The 17,858-nt window shown below is 71.7% G+C and carries 17 protein-coding genes; 9 read left to right on the plus strand and 8 right to left on the minus strand.

Going from position 1 to position 17,858, the window contains the following annotated elements; genetic code table 11:
* Nucleotides 1-270 precede the first annotated feature (270 nt).
* Nucleotides 271-1,182, minus strand: a complete 912-nt coding sequence (locus tag ACIBQ6_RS41035; protein ID WP_397218477.1) for a Ku protein — start codon at nucleotides 1,180-1,182, stop codon at nucleotides 271-273.
* A gap of 81 nt (nucleotides 1,183-1,263) precedes the next feature.
* Between ACIBQ6_RS41035 and ligD (ACIBQ6_RS41040) the strand changes: the two genes are divergently transcribed.
* The 5 genes from ligD (ACIBQ6_RS41040) (at nucleotide 1,264) to ACIBQ6_RS41060 (ending at nucleotide 4,321) form a co-directional block, all read left to right on the plus strand.
* A complete protein-coding gene (ligD, locus tag ACIBQ6_RS41040) occupies nucleotides 1,264-2,145 on the plus strand; it encodes a non-homologous end-joining DNA ligase (protein ID WP_387677356.1) in 882 nt (293 codons plus the stop codon).
* Nucleotides 2,142-3,017, plus strand: coding sequence for a non-homologous end-joining DNA ligase (ligD, locus tag ACIBQ6_RS41045; protein ID WP_397218478.1), 876 nt, complete (start codon nucleotides 2,142-2,144; stop codon nucleotides 3,015-3,017). The genes ligD (ACIBQ6_RS41040) and ligD (ACIBQ6_RS41045) overlap by 4 nt, the downstream gene beginning before the upstream one ends.
* A 43-nt stretch (nucleotides 3,018-3,060) precedes the next feature.
* On the plus strand, nucleotides 3,061-3,270 hold the full coding sequence (locus ACIBQ6_RS41050; RefSeq protein WP_397218479.1) for a hypothetical protein: 210 nt from the start codon (nucleotides 3,061-3,063) through the stop codon (nucleotides 3,268-3,270).
* A gap of 108 nt (nucleotides 3,271-3,378) precedes the next feature.
* Nucleotides 3,379-3,999: a TetR/AcrR family transcriptional regulator gene (locus ACIBQ6_RS41055; RefSeq protein ID WP_352319259.1), complete on the plus strand. Its 621-nt coding sequence runs from the start codon at nucleotides 3,379-3,381 to the stop codon at nucleotides 3,997-3,999.
* 91 nt (nucleotides 4,000-4,090) lie between these two features.
* Complete coding sequence (locus tag ACIBQ6_RS41060) at nucleotides 4,091-4,321, plus strand: DUF3107 domain-containing protein (RefSeq protein WP_352319257.1); 231 nt, start codon at nucleotides 4,091-4,093, stop codon at nucleotides 4,319-4,321.
* A gap of 546 nt (nucleotides 4,322-4,867) precedes the next feature.
* Here ACIBQ6_RS41060 and ACIBQ6_RS41065 read toward each other — a convergent pair.
* Nucleotides 4,868-5,521: a ferritin-like fold-containing protein gene (locus tag ACIBQ6_RS41065; RefSeq protein WP_397218480.1), complete on the minus strand. Its 654-nt coding sequence runs from the start codon at nucleotides 5,519-5,521 to the stop codon at nucleotides 4,868-4,870.
* A 350-nt stretch (nucleotides 5,522-5,871) separates the two neighbouring features.
* Between ACIBQ6_RS41065 and ACIBQ6_RS41070 the strand changes: the two genes are divergently transcribed.
* From ACIBQ6_RS41070 to ACIBQ6_RS41080, 3 genes are all read left to right on the plus strand, one after another.
* A complete protein-coding gene (locus ACIBQ6_RS41070; RefSeq protein ID WP_397218481.1) occupies nucleotides 5,872-7,761 on the plus strand; it encodes a DEAD/DEAH box helicase in 1,890 nt (629 codons plus the stop codon).
* Nucleotides 7,762-8,074: 313 nt separating this feature from the next.
* Nucleotides 8,075-8,965 carry an alpha/beta hydrolase gene (locus ACIBQ6_RS41075; protein WP_358294368.1) on the plus strand — a complete coding sequence of 297 codons (891 nt, stop codon included), beginning with the start codon at nucleotides 8,075-8,077 and terminating at the stop codon, nucleotides 8,963-8,965.
* A 13-nt stretch (nucleotides 8,966-8,978) separates the two neighbouring features.
* Nucleotides 8,979-9,884 (plus strand): oxygenase MpaB family protein, encoded by a 906-nt coding sequence (locus tag ACIBQ6_RS41080; protein WP_397218482.1) that lies wholly within the window; start codon nucleotides 8,979-8,981, stop codon nucleotides 9,882-9,884.
* A gap of 15 nt (nucleotides 9,885-9,899) precedes the next feature.
* On the opposite strand, the gene ACIBQ6_RS41085 is transcribed toward ACIBQ6_RS41080, so the two are convergent.
* From ACIBQ6_RS41085 to ACIBQ6_RS41100, 4 genes are all read right to left on the minus strand, one after another.
* Nucleotides 9,900-10,823: a RecB family exonuclease gene (locus ACIBQ6_RS41085; protein ID WP_387677338.1), complete on the minus strand. Its 924-nt coding sequence runs from the start codon at nucleotides 10,821-10,823 to the stop codon at nucleotides 9,900-9,902.
* On the minus strand, nucleotides 10,824-11,543 hold the full coding sequence (locus ACIBQ6_RS41090; RefSeq protein WP_352352854.1) for an MBL fold metallo-hydrolase: 720 nt from the start codon (nucleotides 11,541-11,543) through the stop codon (nucleotides 10,824-10,826).
* Between the two features lie 11 nt (nucleotides 11,544-11,554).
* Nucleotides 11,555-12,169, minus strand: coding sequence for a MarC family protein (locus tag ACIBQ6_RS41095; protein ID WP_352319244.1), 615 nt, complete (start codon nucleotides 12,167-12,169; stop codon nucleotides 11,555-11,557).
* Between the two features lie 82 nt (nucleotides 12,170-12,251).
* Complete coding sequence (locus tag ACIBQ6_RS41100) at nucleotides 12,252-12,905, minus strand: DUF6758 family protein (RefSeq protein ID WP_358294371.1); 654 nt, start codon at nucleotides 12,903-12,905, stop codon at nucleotides 12,252-12,254.
* Between the two features lie 47 nt (nucleotides 12,906-12,952).
* Here ACIBQ6_RS41100 and ACIBQ6_RS41105 point away from each other — a divergent pair, with 47 nt between their 5' ends.
* Complete coding sequence (locus ACIBQ6_RS41105) at nucleotides 12,953-13,354, plus strand: NUDIX hydrolase (RefSeq protein WP_397218483.1); 402 nt, start codon at nucleotides 12,953-12,955, stop codon at nucleotides 13,352-13,354.
* On the opposite strand, the gene ACIBQ6_RS41110 is transcribed toward ACIBQ6_RS41105, so the two are convergent.
* Both ACIBQ6_RS41110 and ACIBQ6_RS41115 read right to left on the minus strand, forming a co-directional pair.
* Nucleotides 13,338-16,304, minus strand: a complete 2,967-nt coding sequence (locus tag ACIBQ6_RS41110) for a hypothetical protein (protein ID WP_397218484.1) — start codon at nucleotides 16,302-16,304, stop codon at nucleotides 13,338-13,340. The two genes, ACIBQ6_RS41105 and ACIBQ6_RS41110, sit on opposite strands and share 17 nt — an antisense overlap.
* A 506-nt stretch (nucleotides 16,305-16,810) precedes the next feature.
* Nucleotides 16,811-17,737 carry a lysostaphin resistance A-like protein gene (locus ACIBQ6_RS41115; protein WP_397218485.1) on the minus strand — a complete coding sequence of 309 codons (927 nt, stop codon included), beginning with the start codon at nucleotides 17,735-17,737 and terminating at the stop codon, nucleotides 16,811-16,813.
* Between the last annotated feature and the right edge of the window lie 121 nt (nucleotides 17,738-17,858).

Below are 17,858 nucleotides of genomic sequence, written 5' to 3' on the forward strand. Positions count from 1 at the left end.
GAGCAGAAGGGCGTCCGCCCGGGGCCTGAGCGCGGGGATGATCGTCGGAGCCCCGCTGGACGGCCTCACCGGCCCGCACACGATTTTCTCCGACTCCTGGCGCCGCAAAAGCGGTCCGGCCCTCGCCGGCGGTTCGCGATCGCGCTACAGGGCGTACTGTCGCCGGACCAGCGGAGAGACAGGCACGCGGGTCGGCGGGCACCAGGTCTTCGGTGTCCGGTCCGCACGTCCTGGGGACGTCGTCGTACGGACCTCCGTGGCGGAAGGGGCTCAGGCGGACTTGCGGGCCTTGCGCTTCGGCGGGGCCTTCTCCTCCTTGGCCTCCTCTTCGGCCTCCTCCGCCCCCTTGGACGCCTTGGCGGACTTGCCGCCGCCCGCCGCCTTCTTCGGTTTGGCCGGTTCCCCGGTCCGCTCCCGTTTCGCGGCCTCGACGCTGGCGCGCAGGGCGGCCATGAGGTCCACCGCCGGCCCCGCCTCTTCCTCCTCCGGCGCCGCGACGACTTCCTTGCCCGCCACCTTCGCCTCGATCACCTGCTGCAACGCCTCGCGGTACGTGTCGTGGTACTCGCTCGGGTCGAAGTCCGACTCCATGGTGGTGATCAGCGACTCGGCCATCTTGAGCTCCTGGGCCCGGACCTCGATGTCCTCCTCCAGGAACTCGAAGTCGGGGACGCGGATCTCGTCCGGCCACAACATGGTCTCCAGGACGAACACCCCGTCCCGTACGCGCAGGGTGGCCAGCGACTCCCGCTGCCGCAGCGCCACCTTGACCACGGCCACCTGTCCCGAGCTCTCCAGGGCGTCACGCAACAGCACGTACGGCTTCGCGCCCTGCGCGTCGGGCTCCAGGTAGTACGACTTGGCGAAGTAGATGGGGTCGATCTGCGCGGCCGGGGTGAACTGCAGGACGTCGATCCTGCGCGACGTGCTCAGCGGCAGGTCCTCGAAGTCCTCGTCGGTGAGCACCACCATCTCGCCCGTGGCCAGTTCGTACCCTTTGGCGATGTCCGCGTACGGGACCTCCTCGCCGTCGACCGTGCACACGCGCTTGTAGCGGATCCTGCCGCCGTCGTCCCGGTGGACCTGGTGGAAGCTGACGTCTTTCTGCTCGGTCGCCGAGTAGAGCTTCACGGGGATGGTGACCAGCCCGAAGGAGATCGCACCTTTCCAGATGCTGCGCATGGGCACTCCTCAGCAGTAGCGGGCTCACCATATGGGCACATACCCGTCATGGGGCAACCAATGCCATACCCGATTGAACCAATGCTGGCCGTACCTGGGGAACTACCCTCCGATCGCGACCGGTACGGCCTGGAGGTCAAGTGGGACGGCATCCGCGCGCTCGTGCACCTCGACGGCGTCCTGAGGGTGACGGGACGGCACGGCGTGGAGTACACCCGGCGATACCCCGAAATCTCGGGGTTCGGGGTCAAGAACGCCGTGCTCGACGGCGAGGTCGTGGCACTGGACCGGCGCGGCAGGCCCAGTTTCGTCCGGCTCCAGCACCGCATGCACCTGACCGACCCGGAACCGGCCGTGCTGGAGCTCTACCCCGTCACGTACATGCCCTTCGACCTGCTCTGCCTGGACGGACGGCCGCTGTTCGACCTGGCCTACCGCGACCGCCGCGCGCTCCTCGACGAGCTGGACGTCGGCGCGCCCCCGTACTTCCCCGGGGACTCCGACCTGCTCGCCGCCACGCGGGAGCAGGGCCTGGAAGGCGTGGTGGCCAAGCGCCTCGACTCCCCCTACCGGCCGGGCGTGCGCTCGCCGTGGTGGATCAAGGTCAAGCACCTCAGCACGCGGGACGTCGTGATCGGCGGCTGGAAACCCGGCAAGGGCCGCAGAGCCGGCGGGATCGGCTCGCTCGTCATGGGCGTCTTCACCGGTGAAGGGCTGACGTACGTCGGCCACGTCGGAACCGGGTTCACCGACGCCATCCTGGACGACCTCCACCAGGCGCTCCGACCTCTGGAGATCCCGCGCAGCCCGTTCACGAACGCGGTCCCGTGGAGAAATCGGTGGGTTAGGCCCGATCTCGTCGGGGAGGTGGGCTACACCATGTGGACCGACGAGCTGCGGCTGAGACATCCGGTGTGGCGCGGACTGCGCGCCGACAAGCTCCCCGCGGAGGTGACGCTGTGAAGAAGGTGCCGGTCAGGGTCGACGGGCGCGAGCTGACGCTGAGCAACCTGGACAAGGTGCTCTACCCGGAGATCGGCTTCACCAAGGCCGAGGTCATCGACTACTACAGCCGCGTGGCCCCCGTCCTGCTGCCGCACCTCGCCGGCCGGCCCCTGACCGTCAAGCGGTACCCCAACGGCGTCACCGGCCAGTTCTTCTTCGAGAAGAACGCGCCCGAGCACACGCCCGACTGGGTCAGGAAGGTCAACCTGCCCGCCCCCGGCAGCACCAAGGGCCGGGAGAGCATCGACTTCGCCGTCATCGAGGACCTGCCGACGCTCGCCTATTACGCCAACCTGGCCGCGCTGGAGCTGCACGTGCCCCAGTGGCGGGTGGACGACGACGGCGCGGCGCTGCCGCCCGACACACTCGTGTTCGACCTGGACCCGGGCGCGCCGGCGACCATCGTGGAGTGCTGCCGGGTGGCGCTCACGCTGCGCGAGGTGCTGAAGGGCGAGGGGCTCGACGCCAGGCCCAAGACCAGCGGCAACAAGGGCATGCAGCTGTACGCCGACTGGGACTGTCGCGAGGAGCCCTCCGCGTACGCCAAGAGGCTGGCCCAGGCCCTGGAGAAGGAGCACCCGAAGGAGATCGTCAGCGTCATGGCCAAGAAGGCCAGGCCGGGCAAGGTGTTCATCGACTGGAGTCAGAACAATCCGGCCAAGACCACCGTGGCGCCGTACTCGCTGCGGGCCAGGGAGCGGCCGACGGTATCGACGCCGCTGCTGTGGAAGGAGGTCGAGGACTGTGAACACGCCGATGACCTGGTGTTCACCGCCCCTGACGTACTCGCCAGAGTGGAGAAGCACGGCGACCTTTTCGGCCGGGCGTAGTCTGGACCCGTCCGCACCAAGAGGGGGGCCGAAGATGTCGGAGATGGACACCCGCGGGGACGAGAACGTCTACGACGAGGAGGAGGAAGAGGAGTTGTCGCCGGAGACGCCCGAGGCCGACGCCGCCGAACAGCATCGCGAGATCCGCCAGGAGACCGCCCAGGAGCGCCGCGAGCTTCCGCTCGACGCCGACCCCGCCGACGCGGCCGACCAGGACCGCGTCGTCGACTACGACGACGACGACTACCGCTGAGCACGGGCCGCCCGCCAGATCGAGCGTGTATGACGATGACCGCCGAGGTGACGGCTACCCGCACGTAGGATGTCGGCACAGTTCGCTGAGAGACCAATGGAGACCCGCGTGACCGCAACCCCGGACGCGAAGCCCCGGGGCACCCGGCTGCCCCGACTGGCCCGACGCCGGCAACTGCTGAGCGCCGCGCAGGAAGTGTTCGTGGAGAACGGCTACCACGCGGCCGCCATGGACGAGATCGCCGATCGGGCCGGGGTCAGCAAGCCGGTGCTCTACCAGCACTTCCCCGGCAAGCTGGAGCTCTACCTCGCGCTGCTCGACCTGCACGTCGACGACATGGTCAACCGCTGCCGCGAGGCCCTGGCCTCCACCCACGAGAACAAGCTGCGGGTGCAGGCCACGTTCAGCGCGTTCTTCGACTTCGTCTCCACGCAGGGGGAGGCGTTCCGGCTGGTCTTCGAGTCCGACCTGCGCAACGTCGCGCCGGTGCGCCAGCGGGTGGAGCGGTCCCTGCAGGAGTGCGCCGAGATGGTCAGCGCGGTCATCCAGGAGGACACCGGCTGCACCAGCGACGAGGCCCACCTGCTCGGCGTCGGCCTGGTCGGCATGGCCGAGGTGAGCGCCCGCTACTGGGTCACCGCGCAGGGCTCGATCCCCAAGGACGCGGCCGAGCAGCTCATGGCGCGGCTCGCCTGGCGCGGGATCAGCGGTTTTCCGCGTACGGCATAACCCGTTCGCTGGGCGCGATCATTCACCGCCTGCGGGCCTCCGAGCGGCGACGATGGAACCGAGCGCTAACCCAGTCGACTAGGGAGCCACGATGGAAGTCAAGATCGGCGTACGCTCGGTACACCGCGAACTCGTTGTCGAGACCGACCTCTCCGCCGAGCAGGTCGAAGAGGAGATCAGGAACGCGCTGTCGGTAGATCGCGGCGTCTTCGCCATCACCGACGTCAAGGGCCGGCGCGTGGTCGTGCCGGTGGCCTCGCTCGGTTTCGTCGAGATCGGTGAGGACGAGGCCAGGCCGGTCGGCTTCGGCGGCACCCTCTAACCACCCCAAAGGCCCACAACGAGGGTACGGCCACACTCAGCCGTACCCTCACCGGCCGCGCACGCCGCCCGACGCCTCCACCACGTCACGCCGGGAACGCGCCAGAGGTCGCACCCGCCTCACGGGCCACAGCCCTCGCGTTCGCCCGGTTGTCCGAGGCGGCAGCCCCGGACGTGGCGACGGCGCCGCTCGGCGTGCTCCCGTCTCCGGTCGGCGTGGTGGCGGCTCTGGTCGGCGAGATCCGGTGTGTGATCGGCGTGATCCCGTGTGTGATCGGCGTGATCCCGTGTGTGGTCGGCGTGATCCCGTGGCTGGTCGTTCATCGGGCATCCCGCGCTTCCCCTCCGCAGCACGACGCGCGAAGTCCAGCGATTCGGCCCACATCTCGTCAAGGAACTGCCGTAGCGGCGCCAGGCCCTCATGTCTGGGACGGTACATCCGTTTCGTCCCCTCGCACCGCCCCACGACCAGACCGGTCTCCTTCGGCACCCGGCAAGACCGAGCTCCCGGGCCCAGCCACCCACGGCCGTCCGTCCACCGGCCGGGCTAGATGCCGAGGGTGGCCATTCGCTTGTTGTGCGCCTCTGTCAGCGTCGCGAAGAGGCGTGAGATGTCAGCAGTCTCGCCCCCCGCCGCCCTGGCCGACTCCACCAGCAGCAACGCCAGCTCCGGCCGCGCCGTCGCCACCTGCTGCCCCTGGCTGAGCGCCTCGCCGACGAGCCGCCGGGCCCACAGCGCCAGCCGCCCGCCCGCTGTCGGGTCGGCCTCGATCCCGGCCCTGACCCGCTCGACGGCGAACTGCGAGCGCGCCTCGTCCACCAGCACCTCGTCCACCAGCTCGACGATCGACGGCTCCAGGTGCCTGGCGGCCTCCCGGTAGAAGTCGAGCGCGATCCCGTCGCCCACGTACGTCTTGACCAGGGCCTGCAGCCAGTCGGCCGGCCGCGTCTGGGCGTGCCAGGCGTCGAGGGCCGCCACGAACGGCGCCATCGCCTCCTCCGGATCGGCCCTCAGCTCGGCCAGGCGGTCGCGCAGCAGGCGGAAGTGGGCGTACTCGGCCACGGCCAGCTCGCTGAGCGCGGCGCGGTCGGCGAGCGAGGGCGCCAGGGTGGCGGCGTCCTCGGTCATCCGGGCGTAGGCGCTGAGCTCGGCGTAAGCTAGAACCCCGAGCAGGTCGACGACTCCAGGAGACTCGTTCATGGAGGCAGCGTACTTCCCGAAATATGCGGGAACATAAGCGAGCTCGGCCAGCGTTGTGGTATCGAGTACACTGCTCTGTGAAAGTGCGACCGCACTGTGTTAGTTCGGGGGATTCCCCCGATAACCCCCGATTCCCCGGGTGCGCGGTCGCTGATGACGCGAGAGGGCTGGCTCTACCGCGAGGACCCACGTAACGGGGGCTGTTTTCCGCCCGTCGGTCCCGGCAGGCCCGCCTTCATTTGAGACTGAGGCAGGCCACGCTGACGACTTTCCGAGACCTCGGAGTCACACCAGAGATCGCCGATGCCCTCGAGACCGAGGGTATCGTCACACCGTTCCCCATCCAGGAGATGGCGCTCCCGCTCGCCCTGAGCGGCCAGGACCTCATCGGCCAGGCGCGCACGGGCACGGGCAAGACCTACGCGTTCGGCATCGCGATGCTCCAGAGCATCGGCAAGCCGCGCAAGAACCGCAAGAAGCCCCGCGGGCTGGTCGTCGTGCCGACCCGCGAGCTGGCCGTCCAGGTCAGTGAAGACCTGGTCACCGCGGCCGGCAAGCTCGGCTCCCGAGTCCTGACCGTCTACGGCGGCCGGGCCTACGAGCCGCAGATCGAGGCGCTCAAGGCCGGGGTCGACGTCATCGTCGGCACCCCGGGCCGTCTGCTCGACCTGGTCAAGCAGAAGCACCTCGACCTGAGCCAGGTCACCTCCCTCGTGCTCGACGAGGCCGACCGGATGATGGACCTGGGCTTCCTGCCCGACATCGAGCGGATCTTCAAGCTGATCCCCGCGGAGCGGCAGACGATGTTGTTCTCGGCCACCATGCCGGGCGAGATCGTCTCGCTGTCCCGCAAATACCTCAACCGTCCCACCCACGTACGCGCGGAGATGGAGAGCGGCGAGGGCGAGACCACCCCGCAGGTGCGTCAGATCGTCTGGCGCGCCCACCGGATGGACAAGATCGAGATCGTCGCCCGGCTGCTCCAGGCCGAGGGCCGCGGGCTAACCATGGTCTTCTGCGAGACCAAGCGGGCCTGCGACATGGTCGCCGAACAGCTCGACACGCGTGGTTTCGCGGTCGCGGCCGTCCACGGCGACCTCGGTCAGGGCCAGCGCGAGCAGGCTCTGCGGGCCTTCCGGGCGGGCAAGATCGACGTGCTGGTCGCCACCGACGTGGCGGCCCGCGGCATCGACATCGACGACGTCACCCACGTGGTCAACTACGACTGCCCCTCGGACGACAAGACGTACGTGCACCGCATCGGCCGTACCGGCCGGGCCGGGCGCACGGGCATCTCGGTCACCTTCGTGGAGTGGGAGGAGCTGACCCGCTGGAAGATGATCAACCAGATGCTCGGGCTCGACTTCGCCGAGCCGGAGGAGACCTACTCCACCTCGCCGCACGTCTACACCGAGCTGAACATCCCCGCCGGCACCAAGGGCGTCCTGCCGCACGCGAGCCGTTCGCGCGCCGGGCTGGCCGCGGAGCGCATCGAGGACCTCGGTGAGACCGGCCGGAGCCGCACCCGCGGCGGCGGCAAGGGCCGGCGCGAGGAGCGCGAAGAGCGGGAGCGCCCGGCCCGCGCCCAGCGCCAGCGTCGCCGCACCCGCGGCGGCAGGGAACTGGCCGAAACCGCACCCGCCGAGACGCCGGAGGTCGAGATCGTGGCCGCCAAGACGGAGGAGACTCCCGCCATCTTCACGCCCGACGAGGTCCAGACGGCGGCCGCCGAGCCGAAGCGCACGCGCGTCCGCAGCAGGGGGGCCGCGTCGTCGGCCATCGAGCAGGCGCTGGCCGAGACACCGGAGAAGACCCCGGTGAAGCGGACCCGCTCCCGCAAGGCCGACCAGCCCCAGGCCGCCGACCCGCGGCCGCGCGAGGAGGCCGCCGAGGCGCCCGCGAGGAACCGTGCTGCCGAGACCGCTCCGGTGGAGCCGGTCCGGAGCCGGGCGGCCGAGGCCGCTCCTGTGGAGCCGGTCCGGAGCCGGGCGGCCGAGGCCGCGCCCGAGCCGGTCGTGGAGTCCGTGCCGCAGCCGAGCTTCCTGGCCACGCCTCCGCCGCCGGTCCACAAGGAGCCGGAGCGGATCATCCCGCCGAGCCCGTTCGCGGTGATCTTCCAGTCACCCGACCTGGCCACGGACGACGATGACATCGCACCGTCGGCGGCGACCGAGCGCAAGCAGCAGCGCCGCCAGGCCCGTGGCGGTGGCGGTGGCGGCAACCGCCGCCGCGCAGGCTAGCGACGACGAGAAGGAGGCGCGCATCCCGTTCGCGGGGTGCGCGCCTTTTTCGTCCGTACGGCACCGGTGCCCGGGAGGGAGCCCTACGCGCCCCTCACGGCCTCGCGGACGCGCCGCCCGACATATGCGCCCTCCAGGCATCGCAGGACCCCAGAGGCCGCCTCAGAGCCCGCCACGCCCCACTGGGGACGAGGACGTCGCTCACCCGCCTCCGGAGCGTGAAAGCCGCAAAGCTCACAACTCACCACAACTCGCATCAGCGTCGAAGCTTTGCCGGTGTCGAGGCGCTGACCTCTGGGTATTGTTGCCCCACGTGAGTACGCCGCGATTCCTCGACCTGCCACCCGGTGTGACGCCGCAGAAGCTCGAAACGCCCCATGGCGCGTTCGCGGCTCTGGAGGCGCTTCCGGTCAGCGGGGTGGTCGAGCGCTGGCCCGCCCTCCTGGTCCCCGGCCTGACCGGCAGCAAGGAGGACTTCATCGCGGTCCTGATGACCCTGGCCCAGTCCGGTCGCCGGGTGGTGGCCGTCGACCTGCGCGGCCAGTACGAGACCCCGGGCCCCGACGACCCCGCCGCCTACACCTGCGCCGCCCTCGGGGCCGACGTCGACCTGATGGCCCAGGCCATCGGCGGCGGCGACCCCGTCCACCTGGTGGGCCACTCCTTCGGCGGCCTGGTCGGCCGGGAGGCCGTGATCGACGGGCGCACCCGGTTCGCCTCGTTCACGCTGATGAGCTCGGGCCCGGCGGCCATCGAGGGCAGGCGGGCGCGCAACGGCCGGGAGATCATGGAGGAGATCCCGGCCCTGGGGCTCGAACACCTCTGGCACCACCGGATGGAGCCCGAGGCGCTGGCCGCCGACGTCTCCGACGAGATCCTGGCGTTCCTGCGCAGGCGGCTGCTGACCAACTCCCCCACCGGCCTGGCCCGCATGGCCGAGCAAGTCCTGCACGCCCACGACCGCACCGACGAGCTGCGCGAGATCGAGATCCCCACCCTGGTCCTCTACGGCGAGCACGACGACGGCTGGTCGCCCGAGACCCAGTCGGAGACGGCCGCCCGGCTCGGCGCCGACTGCGTGGTCGTGCCCGGCGCGGTCCACTCCCCCGCCGTCGAGGCGCCGGAGACGACGGCCGCCGCGCTGGTCAGGTTCTGGAACGCGGCCGAGAAGCACTATTTGGACACAAGGTCCAACGCCATGTGATCATTCACTTACCATGACGGACGAACTCGTCGTCCAGGCGCCGCGGAGCGCGACCTGGCAGGTGCATCTCGACCGTTCGATGTGGGTGGGCGGCGTACGCGGCCTCATGTTGCAGGCGCTGCACCCGCTGGCCATGCTCGGCGTCTGGCAGAACTCCACCTTCCAGGACGACCCCTTCGGCCGCCTGCGCCGCACCGCCGACTTCGTGGGCCGGGTGACGTTCGGCAGCCCGGCCGAGGCCGACGAGATCGGCAGGCGGGTGCGCGGCATCCACAAGGCGCTGCGCATCACCGATCCGCGCACCGGCCGCACGCACCGGGTGGACGACCCGGAGCTGCTGCTGTGGGTCCACTGCGCGGAGGTGTCGTCCTACCTGGAGGTGGCCAGGCGCGGCGGGCTCGGGCTGAACGAGCGGCAGGCCGACCGCTACCTGCGCGAGCAGCGCAGGAGCGCCTCCTACGTCGGGCTGCACCCCGAGGACGTGCCGGGCTCGTGCGCCGAGATGGACGCCTACTTCAAGCAGGCCCGGCCCGCCCTGCGGGTGACCGAGGAGGCGGCGGCGACCGTGCGGTTCCTGCTGTGGCCCCGGCTGCCGCGCGAGCTGCGCATGTTGTCGCCGGGCAAACCGGCCTACTTCCCCTTCGGCGCGCTCTGCTACTACACGCTCCCGGAGTGGGCCCGCCGCATGTACGGCGTGCTGCCCGAGGTGCCCCCGGCGACGGTCACCGCGGCGCTGAGGGCGTTCCGGCTGGGCATGAACGCGCTGCCGGAGCCTGTGCACGACCGGGCGTTCATGCCCTCGACGCGGACGATGCTGGCGGGCGCGCGGGCCCGGCTCGGCGCGGCCGGCTACGACCTCAGCAAGGGGCTGAAGGGCCTGACCGACCCCCGTCGCTGGCCGGCGGCGCGGGCCGCCTGACCGCTTCGCCGGGGATCAGTCGGCCAGGCCGTCCCAGGGGTTGCGGTCGGAGCCGGCGGCCTGGCCCTCCGGGCAGTGGCGGCGGAAGTCGCACCACGAGCAGAGCGGGCCGGGGCTGGCGGCGAACACCGTGTCGAGCTCGGCGGGAACCTGGGCCGGGCCGACGACGGGACGCTCGCCCGCCCCACGGCCCGCCGCCTGGGCCGGGCGCTTGGTCGAGGTCGGGGCGCCCATCACGGCGCGGTAGCGGTCGTCGGCGGCGGCGGCCTCGACGGCGATCTCCTCGGCGCGGCGCAGGTGCCGGCCCAGCGACTCGTCGGTGTGGCGCCACTCGACGATCTCGCCGGTGGGCAGGTGGTGCAGCTCGACCGCGCGGCACGGCGTGCGCATCATCGTGGAGGCCGCGATGGCGTACGTGGCCAGCGCGAGGGACGAGCGGGCGTCGTCCTGGGTCAGCGGGCGGCGGCCGGTCTTGTAGTCGACCACGACCAGCTCGTCGCCGCGCCGGTCGAGCCGGTCGATGCGCCCGGACAACGCGACCACCTTGGTACGCGTGGCGACCGTGCGCTCGACGCCGACCGGATCGTCCGCGGGATCTAAGGTCGTGACATATCCGGACACGAGGTCGCGGGCCCGGCCCAGCCACTCGGCCGACTGCTCGGCGTCCCTGAACCCCTCGGTGATCCACCCGTTCGTGAGCAGGACGGCGGCCGTCAGCGGCGTGCGCCGTTCGTACGGCTCACGCCACCACGCCGCCAGCGCGTTGTGCACGCTGGCCCCGACGCTGTTGTGCGCCCAGGCGGGCCCCTTGGAGGGCTGCGGCCGGTCCAGGTAGGTGAACCGGTAGCGGCGGCGGCAGTCGAGCCAGGTGTTCAACCGCGACGGCGTGCACGCGTAGAGCCGCCGCGGCATCCCGTCCAGCGGAAGCTGGTCGTACACCTACTCGTCGCCGGGGCCGAGCTTGATGCCGGAGACCCTGGTGCCGTCGGTCAGCGGGCCCTCGTCGTCGCGGGCGGCGGCCGGGTCGCGGGTCAGCGAGCCCGACACCCAGTCGTCGAAGTGCGGCTCCAGGTCGCCGACGGTGACCTCGTCACCGTGGTTGGCCAGCACCCGCGTGTCGGCCGGCAGGGTGAACAGCCGGCCGCCGATCGAGGTGAGCTGGTCGGCCAGCGCCGGGTACTCGCCGCCGAGCTTGCCCGGCCCGTCGGCCTGCAGGGCCTTGCCGGTGAAGACGGCGCCCAGCGCCTCGCAGTAGAGCGAGATCCCGCCGGGCGTGACGCCGGGCGTCTCCATGACGTCGAGCTGGACGTCGGCGACGCCGAAGACGCCGTCGTCCTCCATGTCGATGTCGGGCCAGGTCTCCCGCCAGGTCTCCCGCCACAGCGGCTTGTCCTTGGGGTGCAGGGCGACGACCGCCTCGTCTCTGCTGGCCACCTCGATGGCCGCGCCGACGTGGTCGGGCAGGCCCGCGGTGCAGATGACGGCCAGCACCTCACGCTCGCCGACCTGCTCAAGGATCTTCTCGGCGTCACGCGCCGCGTCGATGACGATGACTTCGTCGTCGTCACCGATGATCCAGGTGTTGTTCTCGACCTTGTGCTCGGTGCCGTCGATGTCGACGACGCCCTCGGTCACCACTCGCTCGATACGCGCTGTCACGCTTCCGAACTTTAGCCCGTCTGCATGAGAGCGCGAATCGCGTTGATGATGAGTTGCACGGCGAGCGCCGAGAGCAGCAGGCCGGCGATCCTGGTGACCAGCTCCACGCCGTTCTCCTTGATGACGCGGATGATGCTGACCGAGAAGCGCATGAACAGCCACAGCAGGATGTGCACGGCCGCGATGGCCAGCATCAGCGCGGCCAGCCCGTCGGCGCGTCCCTCGGCCTGCTGGGCGAAGACGATGGTCGCCACGATCGCGCCGGGCCCGGCCAGCAGCGGCGTGCCGAGCGGCACCAGGGCGACGTTGACGTTCGAGCGCACGGTGTCGGTGCGCGGCTCGGCCGTGCCGCGCAGCAGCTCCAGGGCCACCAGCAGGAGCAGCAGGCCGCCCGCGATCTGCATGGCGGGCACCTCGACGTGCAGGTACGACAGGATGGCCCGCCCGAACACCGCGAACACCACCACCAGGCAGAACGCCGTCACCGCGGCCTGCCAGGCGATGCGCCTGCGCTCGGCCGGGGTGCGGCCGAAGGTGTAGGCGAGGAAGAGCGGGATGACGCCCGGCGGATCCATGATCACGAACATCGTCACGAACGCCTCGACGAAGAACCTGACCCCGGACACCGCTCCCCCAACCGGCCGCTCGGGGGAGGCGATCCTGTGCTCAGCTCCGCGCCCGGCCCTCCAGGCGCTCGATCTCCGGCTCTCAGTCTTCCAGCAGCGGCGAGAACCCGCCGAACGGCACCTCGAACTCGCGGTCGCGGGCGTCCTGGAGGGACAGCTCGGCCAGCGCGATCATGCAGCCGGCCTCGGCGGGCCAGGCGATGGTCCACAACCAGTTGCCCAGCGCCTCACCGGCGTAGACGGCGCGGTCGTCGATGCCGGCCAGGCACCACATCGCCGTGGGATGACCCAGCACCTCGATCTTCGCGTTGGGCGGCCCGGAGTCGAACCCCTCGCCGGGATCGGGACCGTCGAGCCCCGCGAACGTCGCGCCGAGCCCGACGCCCGGTTCCTCGGCGATCACCAGCAGGTCGGCCGGCCCTTCGATCGGCGAGGGCCCGCTCAGCGCGACCACGCTGGCCCGCGAGCCGGTACGGTCGTCGCCGACCTCGCCGAACCCGGTCACCGTCCAGCCGGGCGGCAATGGCCAGGGCAGCCACACGGGCACCACCGAGCGTTTCCGCATGGCCTCCAGCGATTCGCCCGTGGGCGGTCGCGGAGGCTGGTACGGCAGGACGTCGCCGTGCGTGTCGCAATGAAACGCACCGGACAGGGCGCTCGACCCGTGAAGCGGGCCGAAGCACCTTGGGCAGGTAGGAGCCGCTCTCACAGCTACCCACGGTGCTTCCTCCGGCACGGTCGCGTCAAGACCGGGACCCGTTATCCCGTCGTAATCTTGGTCATGTGCGCGTAAATTGTGTCGGCGCGATCATTTTCGACGCCTCTGACCAGCTTCTTCTCATCCGGCGCGGCCGCCCGCCGGGCAAGGGCCTGTGGTCGCTCCCGGGCGGCCGGCTGGAGCCCGGCGAGAGCGACGCGGCCGGCGTGCGCCGCGAGGTCATGGAGGAGACCGGGCTGCGCGTCGAGGTCGGCCGCCTGGCCGGCACGGTGGAGCGTCCCGGGCCGGACGGCGTCACGTACGTGATCCGCGACTACCTGGCGACCTGCGCCGGCGGCGTGCCCGTGGCCGGTGACGACGCCGCCGACGTGCGCTGGTGCGGCCCCGGTGAGCTGGCGCTCCTGCCGCTCACCGAGGGGTTGCTCGAATGCCTGACCGAGTGGGGCGTGCTCACCGGCTGGCGGTGAGGCTGGAGGTCCACAGGATCAGGTGGTCGGTGTCGTACGTCGTGGACCTGCCGAGCGCCACCACCTCCGTGCCGCTGATCGCCACGGCCGTCAGGGCCTGCATGCCGAGGCCGGAGAGCCGGTCCCTGGTCAGGGCCATGCGGTTCCATGACAGGCCGTCCTGCGAGACCCAGGCCGCGCTGTCGCCCTCGCCCGGGACGCCGTGCCAGCCGACCGCCACCAGGCCCTGGTCGCCCGCGGCCAGGTCGTGCACGGCCGCCGCCTGGTCCGCGGGCAGCCAGGCCGTCGTCCAGCTCTCGCCGTCGTCGTCGGAGACGGCGGAGAAGGCGCGGCGTGAGCCGTCCGTCACGGCCGTGCCGATCGCGACGAGCTTGTCGTGGTACGTGGTGACCTGCCGCAGCCCGGCCGACGTGGCGTCCGGCGGGGTGACCCGTTTGCGGGCGCTCCAGTTCACGCCGTCGTCGGAGAACCAGACCACGCTGTTCTCCCGGTCGGCGGTCCCCGACCCGCCGACCGCGACGTAGCCGCCCTGGGTCGCGATCACGTCGTGGACGCGTACGCCCGAGCCGCCCTGGGGCAGCTTCCTGGACCGGGTGTACTTGCGCAGGTCGGGCGTGAACCACATGGCGGCGGCCACCGAGCCCGCCTGGTCGTGGGACTCGCCGGCCAGCACGTACCCCTTCTTGCCCGCCGCGACGGCGTGGGTGTCCAGGTAGGGCCGGTCGCGGTCGCGGGCCAGGTCGCCGGAGACCGGCACGCGCCGCCAGTTCTCGCCGTCGTCGGAGGTGACGAGCAGGGGGTCGGTGACGGCCAGGTTCGTCTGGGTGCTGCCGGCCGCCAGCCAGCCGCGTCCGCCGTGGGCGACGTCCTCCAGGATCTGCCTGCCGGGGCCGCCGAGGCTCATCGACTTCCAGCGCTGCCAGTTGCTGATCGTCCACAGGCCGGCGTCGCCCGAGGCGGCGCCGACCGCCACGTACCGGCCGCCGGCGGCCGCCAGGCGGGTGGTCTCGCGCGAGACCCTGGTCAGGCCCTCGACCTGGCCGAGCTGGACGCGGGAGGCGGCGCCGCGCGGCGGCGCGGTCATCAGCACGAGCTGGTTGTCGACGTCGGAGGCGGCCTGGTCGCCGCCGGCGAACAGGGTGCCGCCGTCGGAGATCGTGAACCCGCGCAACGTGGCGCCCGCCAGGTCGCCGAGGTCGGCCCGCTTGGCCCAGCCGCGCCCGTCGGCGCTGGTCAGGACCGAGTACTTGCCCAAGGTGGCCTGGCTGATCGCGGCCACGCCGGACCGGTAGGAGACCAGCGACTCCACCCCGGGGCTCTCGCCGCTCAGGCCGCCGATGGAACCGCACTGCGACCACTGGGCGCCGGTGGGCGAGCAGTAGACGCGCACGCCGCCGTCGACCGTACGCTGCCTGGTCGGCACCAGGACGAACCGTTTGGGGAGCACGGCCACCGTGCCCGTGCGCGGCTCGGCCTCGGGGAGCTGGAAGCCGGTCGCCTGCCAGCCGCGTCCGCCGTCGGAGGAGCGCAGCACCCGCGAGCCGCTTCCGTCGGACGGGCGGCCGACGGCCACGACCGTGTCGCCCTGGGCGACGACCGCCCTGATCTCCTGGACGTCCAGCCCCCTGGTCTCCACGCGCTCCCAGGCCCGGCCGTCGGACGAGCGCCAGGCCGCCGGGCCGGGGCCGCCGTCCCCCGGCGTGGCGCCGACGGCGACGAAGCCGGAGGCCGTCCTGGCGATGTCGTAGATCTGGTCGCCGGGGCGGAAGGCGGCCATGCCGGTCGCGTTGACCGTCGTCCAGCTGAAGCCGTCGACGCTGGTCCACAGGCCGCGCTCGCCGGACGGGCCGTCGCCGCCGCTGGCCAGCCAGCGGCCGTCGCCGCCGACCACGCGCTGGACGATGGGCGTGGAGGCGCCGCTGACCTGGCCGAGCTGCCAGTGCTTGCCGGCGTCGGGCGAGAACAGGAAGAGCGGGCGCGGGGTCGGGCTGGTGGTGTCGCTGCCCACCGCGACCACCGCGCGGCCGACGGAGACGATGTCGTTGAGCTTCTGGTTGGTGCCGACGCCGGCGGCCGGGACGGTGAAGAGGTCGTCCCCCGAACGGCCGGTGCCGGCCTCCAGGCGCAGCCCGGTGGCGTCGGTGTCGCTCCAGCGCCATGCGAGCACCCCTGCGGCCACCAGGAGCGCCAGGGCCATGGTGAGGGCTATGGGGGCGGCCCTGCTGCCCCGGTGCACGGGGCTGGACCTGCGTACGGCGGCCGGGGCCGGGCCTCTGTGGTGCCTGCCGCCGGCCCCGGCGGGGCGCGGCGGGCCGGTGGCGACCAGCAGATCCGGTCGCGTGGGACGCCCGCCGGGCGGCCGGCCCACCCGCCTGACCTCGGCGTCCTCCTCACCGGCCGCCGCGAGCTCGGCTTCCCGGCCCCCGGGATCGCGGGACTCCGGGGCGCGGGACTCCGGATCGCCGGACTCAGGGTCGCCGGACTCAGGGTCGCCGGACTCGGGGTCGCCGGACTCGGGGTCGCCGGACTCGGGGTCATGCCATCCGGGGGCCTGGGGGCCGGGGTCGTGCGGTCGTGGCGTCTGGGGGCCGGGGGGCTCCGGCTGCGAGGGCGCGGGCTGTGTGGCGGGGGCCTCGTCGGCGGGGAGCGGCAGGTGGTAGGGCGGCTCCCGGTAGGGGCCCGCGGGGGCCGTGCCCTCCTGGGGGCCGTCGGCGGGCGGGGCCGGGGGCCCGGACGGGGGCCCGGACGGGGGCGCAGGAGGTGGGGGCGCGGCGGGGGGTTCCTGGCGGGGCGGGCCGCCGGCGACGAGCTTGTCCGGGCGGTTGACGATGCGCCGGGGGCGGCGGCGCGGCTCGACCTCGGGCTCGGCCGTCGGCGAGCTGTACGGTCTGCGCCCCTTGGGCGGCTCCTGCGGCGATTCCTCCGGGATCGGGGACGCGAACGGCGGCATGCCCCAAGGGGAGGTCAAGGGTAAGCCCCGGGCCCGGTCGTCGGTGGGCCCGGGCGGGGAGTGGCGGATCCTGGGCTCCCCGGAAGAGGCCCCAGCCTGCTCGGAGGAGGGCTTGGGCTGCCCGGGAGAGGTTCCGGGCTCCTCGGGAGAGGGGGGTTCCGCGGCGTCCTCAGGACGCGGGTCGTCGTCGTCCGGCGGTCGCCGTGGCGGATCGCTGGGGCCGGAGGCCACGCGCCGCACCTCCTAGTCGAACTCGTCGTACAGGTGGAACCCGTCGAATCGGACCTGGTCAACCGGGTTGCGCGGGGAAACGGTGAGCGAACGGACCGATTCTTTACGGACCGTTCCACAAATCCCGTCCCACCTTATGCGCCTATTTTCTACCCCGTCCCACCAAAACGATCACCTCCGTGACGCCCTCGCCTGTCCCACAGGAACCAGACCAGCATGCCTGAGCCGGATTGGCGAGACCTCTCTAGCGAGATTTCCGGAACCTCTCGCCTGATTTATCCAGAAATAGCACTAATTGCCCGCTTTTTGGATATATAGAACACACCAATCGCATACACCGCGAGCTGCACCACCGTTCCCGACAACGCCTGCCACGGGATGGGCGTCTTGCCCTGGTCCAGTGCGTCCTCCAGGCTGCCCGAGGCCGCGCTGAGCCCGAAGGCCAGCATGTTGTTCATCACGTGCAACGCGATCGGCGCCTCCAGCCCCCCGGTCCGTACGGCCAGCCAGCCCATCACCGCGCCGAAGGCGAACACGTCGAGCAGCCCCACCCACGAGTAGCCGTGCAGCGACGCGAACAGCAGGGACCCGATGAGAATCGCCCACACCGGATTGCGCACATGCACACCGACCGCTTGGACGAACCAGCCGCGGAAGATGTACTCCTCGGTCGCCGCCTGGAACGGCACCAGCAGCACGATCACCACGAGGGCGGGCAGGAACCGCCCCCAGCCGACCCAGCCGAACAGGTCGGAGTACCCCTCCCCCGACAACGACAGGGCCATGACCTGCGCGATCTGGCCCAGCACCAGCGCCAGCACGGCCAGGCCGAGGCAGCGCAGCAACCAGGACCAGCGCAGCCGTCCGGCGACCGACGACAGCGTGCCGGGCCTGCGGCGCTGGACGAGCGCGGCCGTGCCGAAGACGAGCGGCAGCACGGCCGCGATCGACAGCAGCACCATCACCAGCCCGAACACCGGATCGCCGAAGATCTGCCCAGGGTCGGTCGGGGCGGGCAGGCCGAGGATCCACTCGGCGGCCTTGCCCACGAGCAGCACGCCGGTGCCGACGACGAAGAACCCGACGCCCACGAGGATCGTGCCGACGACGGCCCGCCACGGCTCGTTCGCCGGAGTGCGGGCGAGATGGTCGTAACGCGCCCCCTGCGGCGTCGGCAGGAACCAGGACCGCGGCTGCGGCACGGGCGGCGGCCCATAAGGATAGACGGGCGGCCCAGGCGGCTGACTGCCATATGGCGGATTCGGTCCAGGGTTCTCCTGCATCCATACATTCTGTCTGCCGGGTGAGCATTAGTTCACAGAC

Source organism: Nonomuraea sp. NPDC049655, assembly GCF_044465465.1.
Classification (GTDB): Bacteria; Actinomycetota; Actinomycetes; order Streptosporangiales; family Streptosporangiaceae; genus Nonomuraea.

What these genes read in the sequence shown, in the direction of transcription:
- ACIBQ6_RS41035 (WP_397218477.1), bottom strand. Translation starts at nt 1,182, where the DNA reads ATGCGCAGCATCTGGAAAGGTGCGATCTCCTTCGGGCTGGTCACCATC.
- ligD (WP_387677356.1), top strand. Translation starts at nt 1,264, where the DNA reads ATGCTGGCCGTACCTGGGGAACTACCCTCCGATCGCGACCGGTACGGC.
- ACIBQ6_RS41050 (WP_397218479.1), top strand. Translation starts at nt 3,061, where the DNA reads ATGGACACCCGCGGGGACGAGAACGTCTACGACGAGGAGGAGGAAGAG.
- ACIBQ6_RS41060 (WP_352319257.1), top strand. Translation starts at nt 4,091, where the DNA reads ATGGAAGTCAAGATCGGCGTACGCTCGGTACACCGCGAACTCGTTGTC.
- ACIBQ6_RS41065 (WP_397218480.1), bottom strand. Translation starts at nt 5,521, where the DNA reads ATGAACGAGTCTCCTGGAGTCGTCGACCTGCTCGGGGTTCTAGCTTAC.
- ACIBQ6_RS41070 (WP_397218481.1), top strand. Translation starts at nt 5,872, where the DNA reads ATGGCGCTCCCGCTCGCCCTGAGCGGCCAGGACCTCATCGGCCAGGCG.
- ACIBQ6_RS41080 (WP_397218482.1), top strand. Translation starts at nt 8,979, where the DNA reads ATGACGGACGAACTCGTCGTCCAGGCGCCGCGGAGCGCGACCTGGCAG.
- ACIBQ6_RS41110 (WP_397218484.1), bottom strand. Translation starts at nt 16,304, where the DNA reads ATGCCGCCGTTCGCGTCCCCGATCCCGGAGGAATCGCCGCAGGAGCCG.